General features: G+C 64.3%; 5 protein-coding genes. 4 read left to right on the forward strand and 1 reads right to left on the reverse strand.

The window, feature by feature from the left end:
* The first annotated feature begins 25 nt into the window (after positions 1–25).
* The gene (locus tag A9W96_RS01490; protein ID WP_067137545.1) at positions 26–958 is read left to right on the forward strand and encodes a ParA family protein; all 933 of its coding nucleotides are present in this window, start codon (positions 26–28) and stop codon (positions 956–958) included.
* A gap of 925 nt (positions 959–1,883) precedes the next feature.
* On the opposite strand, the gene A9W96_RS31955 is transcribed toward A9W96_RS01490, so the two are convergent.
* Positions 1,884–2,468 (reverse strand): hypothetical protein, encoded by a 585-nt coding sequence (locus A9W96_RS31955; RefSeq protein ID WP_197499368.1) that lies wholly within the window; start codon positions 2,466–2,468, stop codon positions 1,884–1,886.
* A gap of 324 nt (positions 2,469–2,792) precedes the next feature.
* On the opposite strand from A9W96_RS31955, the gene A9W96_RS01505 reads away from it, so the two are divergent.
* From A9W96_RS01505 to A9W96_RS01515, 3 genes are all read left to right on the forward strand, one after another.
* A complete protein-coding gene (locus tag A9W96_RS01505) occupies positions 2,793–3,125 on the forward strand; it encodes a hypothetical protein (protein WP_067137553.1) in 333 nt (110 codons plus the stop codon).
* An 834-nt stretch (positions 3,126–3,959) separates the two neighbouring features.
* Positions 3,960–4,352: a Fis family transcriptional regulator gene (locus A9W96_RS01510; RefSeq protein ID WP_067137549.1), complete on the forward strand. Its 393-nt coding sequence runs from the start codon at positions 3,960–3,962 to the stop codon at positions 4,350–4,352.
* Positions 4,349–7,383, forward strand: a 3,035-nt coding sequence (locus tag A9W96_RS01515; protein WP_067137556.1) for a hypothetical protein, incomplete at its 3' end; no start/stop codon positions are given. The genes A9W96_RS01510 and A9W96_RS01515, both read left to right, overlap by 4 nt.

Consider the following 7,383-nt stretch of genomic DNA (forward strand, 5'->3'; position numbering starts at 1 on the left):
CGGGTAGGTACGTACGTTGCGACGCATGACAATGACTGGGCCCGATGCGCGGGCCATCCTCGTGGCGAATCAGAAAGGCGGAGTTGGAAAGTCAACGACCGTCGCCGCAGTGGCGGAAATGATCGCCGCCGCGGGTAAAAGGGGCCGTCGCGTGCTCGTGGTCGACGGCGACCCACAGGCCAACGTCACCGTTGAAGATCTCGGCGTCGACGGAGACCGCGGGCAATCGCTGGCCCAGACCCTGCAATTCGGTGCGCCCCTTGTCCCGGTGCGCAACGTACGGGCCAACCTCGACGTAGTCGCCGGCGGTCCACAACTTGCCGTCGTTGGCGCCGGCGCCCATCTGATGGCCGAGAACGGCATTGACATGGCCGCCAACCTGGAAAACCAGCTCGCCAATCTATGCGAAGACGAGGGCTATGACCTGGTCCTCATTGATTCAGGTCCAGGTGACGTACCGCTGCTCGACACCTATCTCAGCGTCGCCAACTATTTGTTGATCCCCACCCGCGACGACCAAGCCAGCCTGGGCGGTGTCGAACGGTTGGCGCGACGCTTCTGGCGAGCACGCAAACTCGGTGCCTCCATCCAACTTCTCGGTGTGCTGCTGTTCGATGTCAACCCGCGCGCGAAAAAGCGCAACCAAGACGTGTTCGATCAAGTCAGCGAAATGCTTGAAGGCAGCGGGACAACGCCATTCGACATCACGATCCGCTCCGCACCCGCGGCCGCCGTCGACATGCGAACGCTACACAAAACCGCCGGCGAACTCGTTGCGCTGGCCAACGACGACCGCCGAGCTCGACTGTCGAAGCTGCGCGACAACCAAAGTCCTGAGCGCGCTATGTGGACAAGTGACCCCACCGGTCTTGCCGCCGACTACCAAGAGCTCGTCCGCCAAATCGTCACACGACTCGGCCGATACGAATCAGTGACGGCGGGGGAGCGGGTCGGATGAGCCCTTCACGCACCCGCGGCAAGCCGCTGTTCGACCCACAGGCGCTCGATCAGGATCTCGACGAACTATGGCCGGCCCGTCCACGCGCCGCTGCCGCGCCGACTCCACCGCCGGTTTCGCCACAATCGGTAGATACCGCTGTCAGTGCGGAACCGGCCCACTCTGACCCGCCGCCGGCAAGTGCCCCGGCCGCCGAACCGGTACTCGCAAGCGCCCCCGCGACTGAACTAGCCCGCGCAACCACGCCAGCGACGAGCAGCCCGGAACAGTCCACACAGCCGCGACAGACAACTACTGGACGGTCGACTAGGCGAACCCGCCCACCCGAGGTCTTGCTGTCGGCGGAAGTCTACGACGAGCTCTACCGAACTCAGATCGCCGAAAAGAAGGTACGCCGCGGACTCGCCCGAACGATGGGTGCCATCGTCTTGGACGCCATCGAAACCCACGCGACGAAACTGGCGACAACCTGGACTACCCAGCGATACGCCGTCGGGGAGGGCCAACTTTTCGAACGCCCGTCCTCGCACGCCGTCCCGAGACGTCGTCGCCACGCAACCGCTCCACGCACCGTCGTTCTATCAGGAGTGACAGCCGCAAACGGTCAACGGCTCGACAACCTCGTCGAAGCCTGGGCCGCCGGCACACGAAGCGCACTCGTAGAACAAGCGCTCAGATACGAATTCGGGCTCATCCCGGACTGATTCGGCAGATTCTCCTCTCCTGGCTGCGCACCCCAGCGGGAACATATTGTCGATCGCGTCCTGATAAGTCACATCCGTGCGTAGCGAAGAGCGGGCAGTAGCTGTCGGCCCAGGAAAGCCCGCTACGGTCAAGCACTTCAGTCAGTCCAGTCCGCGGGATCTCTTCACGTCCAGTCGGTTTCGGAGAGATCGCGGCGATATTCACCGAATCCCGTCGGCGGTCAGATCGCCTTATGACCGGGTGGAGTGGCGTCCTCTTTGGGGCCGACGCGGCGCACGCGGGCCCGCAGATCGGGGTCACTCAGGAAGCCATCGATGAGCGGAACCGGACCGCCGACACAGGTCCAGTCGTCGTCCCACAGCGTGGATACCAGCCAGGACCGATCTGCCGGGAACATCAGGTCCGGCAGGCGAGTTGACCGCGACGACCACAAGTCGTCAGACCGCCAGCGGGCGGCCTGTTCTGGCCCCGCCTGTACGAGTACATAAGGCCAGTTCGCATACAAGGTCACCCTCGGCGCGTCGGGGAAAACGACGTCGGCGGAGCCAGTGTCGAGGTAACCAATCCACCACAGTTGATCCGGCGACTGCCTAGCGAGTAGTGCGACCATAGCCCTGTCGTGGCTTTGCTTTTCAGCTTGGGGCTTTGGCAGCACGACGGTGGCGTAGTCGTCAAATATCGGCGGGATCGCCGACGTGATTCTGACGCCGATCGAGGTAGCCGTGGTAATCCACGCGACATCCGCGTGCGTGCCAACAGGCCAACTCCGGCCGTCTCGGATGACCGAACTCACCGCGTCGGCCAACGCCGATAGTGTATGCGCACCGAACCATTATCAGTCGGGACCGCGGAGGTTCTCACCGAGACGCCGGCGAGATGGGATCTAATCGGACCCGGTTTAGGGGCGATGTCGCTCGGAGCACCGATAGTTAAGAGCAGTGCAACGAGAGGATCCGCAATTGGTCAATGAACAGTCCGCTGAGCCCACATCAGGCCGCCATTGGAACAACCACTCATACGACAAACCCCGGCCGGCATGTTTCGACGCCGGTGTGCGCGCGCCCCACGGCGGGCTCGTGTGCGACCGACGTCACGGGCACTGATCCGGCGAACCGAGGAGCACCCCAACATGGTCGCCACGACCATCACGTTCACCACCTCCCGAGGGGGCATCTCGTGGAGTGCGCTCGAGCGGCGCGCAGCTGGGTCGACCGGCGGAATTGCTGGCGGCTTACTTGGTGGTGATCCAGCCTTGGTCGCTATCGTGCGTGAGATCCTTGCCGGCAGCTTGCCGAAAACAGTGCGCGTGGCAGAACCCAACCTCGACTACATATTCACCAGGAACCGCGACACCGCCGCTGACGTAGCCGCAGCGATGCTCGTGGCCGGCAACGGTAGAGGACGGCTCTCCGATACAGGGTGGGAGGTCCTGGACGCCGCGATGGAAAGGCGACCGCACTGAAGAGAATTTCCGTGGTCTGACGACCTAATTGTCGACCGGAGGATTGATCCGCGACGGGGGAGGGGAATCGCCTGAACTACATGGCGGATAGATCGTGGGTGTGCAGACTGTGGCGCGGTCTATGCATCAGCATCGTGTGCGGCATGACGGCCATCGAAATTGGTGAAGGCGCACTGCGGGCCAGGGGTCGGCACGTACACCGTGGCCGCGCATTGGCGACAGTGAAACTGCGATGAACGGATCCGCAGGGACATTGTTGGCTGCCGACCAGGACGCGTCCGCCACCTCGCAGCCCGTGGCCGTTGGGACACAGCTGTGGGGGCGGCGGTTCTTCCCAACCTCGACGAGTACGGCGCAGACCACCCACGAAGGTCCATCGTATGCCTAGCTCCCCACCGGAGGCGGTGCGACAAGGACTGCTCGCCGCGCTCACTGAAGCGGCCGGGCCAATGACGACCGCTGAACTAAGGCGCGCTCTTTCAACGAGTTTCGGCGCGGAGGTGGTTCACGAACGCATCTATCACAACTTGGAGATCCTCGAGAAACGCGGCGAGGTAAACCGCGCAGGCACGGTGGGTCGCCACACGACGTGGCGGCTCAGTATGGCGGATACAGTGATCGCACGTGGACTGACTAGCTGAGAGCGTTGAGTGTGACAAACAGGCCCCGAGCGGCGACCAAGTTTGCGTCGTGCCTTGATGCAGGCCAGACCTGGACGAGGTCATCAGGGGCACAAGAAGCACTTGTAGACAAGCACAACGATTGCTTGTTGGTGTCACAGTTCGTGGATAGCATCACACCCGTGCTGAACATAGCTGCAGAACGTAGGCGGCCATGACGACGACAGATCCTAGCGTCGCGTCGATTCAGGCTGCTGCGCAACGGGAATCAGCAAGCTTTGCCTCGAAGATGGCTGATTCATCTCTGGCGGCCGCAGTGGATGTCTGGCTACGGCGTGTGGCCCGTCGCAAAGCTACACCTGCGCAACGCGCTCGACTGGTGAAAGCTGTGGAACGAGCCAGTGCTGCTGAGACAAAAGCAGTGCAGCTGACGCGCGCCGCGCTCTTACGTGCCGCCGGCCTCGATGAGCGGCCGGCCGCCGCGGCGGCGATCGCGGCCGGTGCGACCTACACCGAAGTCGGTGCCGTACTCGGGATGACACAACAGGGGGCCAGCGCGCGCATCCGTCCGTACCTGGCCGCCCGCACGCCTGAAGAGCGCCTATGACGGACGCAAACACAGGGTCGCTGCTCCTTGAGCGTCACGTCGTGATTGTCACCGGCGCGGGCGCGTTCACGGTCGGTGGCGACGTACTTACCGGGCCGGTGGACTCCATCGACAAGCTCGAGAAGCTAATCGAGTGGGCGCATGGCAGTCGTGGCCTACTGCAGTCGATACCGGCCGGTTCCGCCGATGCCGACCCTGCCCGGATATGGGTGGTAGGTGCGGGCTGTCGTCAAATGATTACTCCCGACCCCGGCTCGGGGGATTTCGGACTGGTCGAGCAGCTGGGGCTGTCGTTGGCGCCGCTGGTAGCGCGCGGTTGGGAGCTGCGCCACGGAAAGGGACATACGGTCGTTCTGGCTCGCGGTGTTGGTGCGCAACGTGTTTCGGTCGAGATCGTGGCCGAGCTGCATCCCTGGTTAGTCGGTGAGCACGACGATCTTGTAGAGGACGTGGCCGAATTAGGGCGCCGCCTGAAGCGGTGGTCGGCTGTGCTGGGAACGCTGCCCGCAGGCAGCCGAGCGGCCTCGGCGGCGGTGATCAATGACCGCATTATGCGTGCCCGCGCCGGGCGCCGGGGGGCCATCGTGTCCGGGCCCGGGGTGCTGCCGGCGCACGTTGTGGCCGAGATCCGCGTTCAGTCACCCTGGTGTGCGCCTGCTTCGGAGGTCGAGGAGGAATTCGAGCACAGCGATCAGTTGGTGTGGCTGGCCCAGGAATGCCCTGAGCTGGCGGCCGCGGGAACGCTGACGTTCGGGTTCGGCCAACCGCAGGTGCTGGACGCCATAACAGCAGCTGCGGCCAGCACGGCGCGGAAGCGGCCATTTGGGATGTGGCGCGTCACGCTCCCTCCGGCTGGTGACTTGCAGTTGCCCCAGATGCTGCCACCGCCTCACCCACAGATGCGCCTGGATGCGCCAGCTCAGGCCTGGGTGACCACCGAGGATCTTGACGGGCTGGCCAAAGACGTCCGCGACGGCGGCGCCGGGCTGCCCGCAGCTGGACTCGGCATTGAGCAGGCGATCGTGTGGCCCCAGCAGACCCGCATCCTGGAAGGCTGGTCGACGCGGCTGCGCGAAGCCCGGGAAGAGTTCGCCAACGATGCGCCACTACGTGCGCTCGTCGATTCGGCTGCCGCGGAATATCTGCAGGCCCTGGCCAACCCCGAACCGTGGGCTGATCCAGCGTGGCGGCAGCACTTCCAGCCCGCGTGGGCCGCGGCGATCGCCGCGCGTGTGCGATTCCGCGGCCGCCGAGCAGCGATGCGGATCTCGCGCGAATACCGGCTGTGGCCGGTGTATGCGCGCGATGCCGCGATGATCTATGCGACCGGCCGTGACGAAGCGACTGGTGAGCCAATTGATCTGTCCGACACCCATTCCCGACTGGGACGCATGACGGTGACCCACCGGGCGCCGGTGACCGACGAGCTCATCCTTGACGTCCTGACCGCGGAAAACACCGCCGAGGTCGCCGCTGCGCTGAGTGCTGCGCTCAGGGGACCCGACCAACGAGCGCGCGTCGCCGTCGCGCCCGAAGTGGAAGCCAGTAATACAAGGGGTGTGGAGAGCCCAGCATCGGAAACCCCTGCTGTGGATGCTGATCAGAGGCCCCTCAACGAAGCGTCGCCGGCATCCGAAGGATCAGCAGCCAACAAGGATTCGACGCCGGCGCCGGCGACCGCCGAAACCCAATCTGGCGGCGCGCCGGCCGCGGTGTTACACACCGATGGGCTCTGGCTTGCCAATGGCACCCGGATCGAACTCGCCGCGCCGATCGTGCACGTCGGCCAGGTCGCCGAGCTCGCATACACGCACCATCTCGGGTACCGCCTCACCGCGAAATACAGTGAGCCAGGCCAAATCTGGATCACCGAAGCGGCATGCCAGGAATTCGGTATCGACATCGAGGCCATCAGTCGCCGAGATCGCGCCAAGTCACTGCGCCAACTCACCGAAAACATCGACTTCGTCACCGGCGCGGTCAACGACGGATGGAGCCTCGGCGGAGCGGGGGAGGACCCTAACGCTCACCGGCTGGGCACCTGGACCCGCGTCTATCGAGACGACAAACGCGGTGTGATGATCGCGCTCATCCCCGGGATGGGCACCAGCACGGATGAGATGCCGATCTTGTCCGATGAACCGACCCCAGCTCAGATCGCCAAGCGGCTGCAGCTACTGGCCGACTCGTTGCGATTCCCGTGGAAAATCAACGCCGGTGTCACCGCGGTGGACTTGATGTTGCAGACCAGAACCAAGACGTGGTCGCCACAGGAGTGGCGCGACGTCGTCTTCGCGCCGTCGACAACCGCGCCACCGTTCGGTATCGGAGATGTGGAATCGGACTTCAATTGGTCACGCCCGCCCACCAGCGAGGAACGCCAACGCCGCTACATCCACGCCTATGATCGCGGCGGCTCCTATGTGGCCGGCATCGCCGGTCTGGAGTTGCCCATCGGCAACCCAGTCCACCACCCCGACGGGGCGCCATTTAACGCCAAGACACCGGGCTACTGGCTAGTCGACATCCCGGAAACCACCGACTGGCGGCTGCCCTATCTCCTCAACCCGAGAGGACTGCAGTTCACCGGCCGCAAGTGGGTGTGCACCCCGACATTGGAGCGCGCTATCGAGCTCGGCTACCAACCACGAATCCTGGAAGCATGGCTCTGGGCGCGCCACGGCCGAGTATTGCTCGGCTGGTACGAACGATTCCGCGACGCCAGTGCAATGCTGGACCTCGACGATCCCGACGCTCAAGCCGCGCGTGATCAAGCCAAAATCATCCGCACCCACGGGATCGGCATCATCGGCTCCGATGAGCACCTCAAAGGCAAACCCGCCTACAGCCCCGAACGCCGGCTGCACGTGGTCGCCAAAGCCAAGGCCAACATCGTCTACCGGCTACACCAAATCGGTGAGAAGACGGGGCAGTGGCCCTTGGCGGTGGCCACCGACACGGTCCTCTACGCCTCCGATGACCCGGATCCAGTGACAGCCTGGCCCGGGGGACCAAAGTCGTTTGGCCGCGG

It is taken from the genome of Mycobacterium sp. 1245852.3 (assembly GCF_001669335.1).
Taxonomy (GTDB): Bacteria; Actinomycetota; Actinomycetes; order Mycobacteriales; family Mycobacteriaceae; genus Mycobacterium; species Mycobacterium europaeum_A.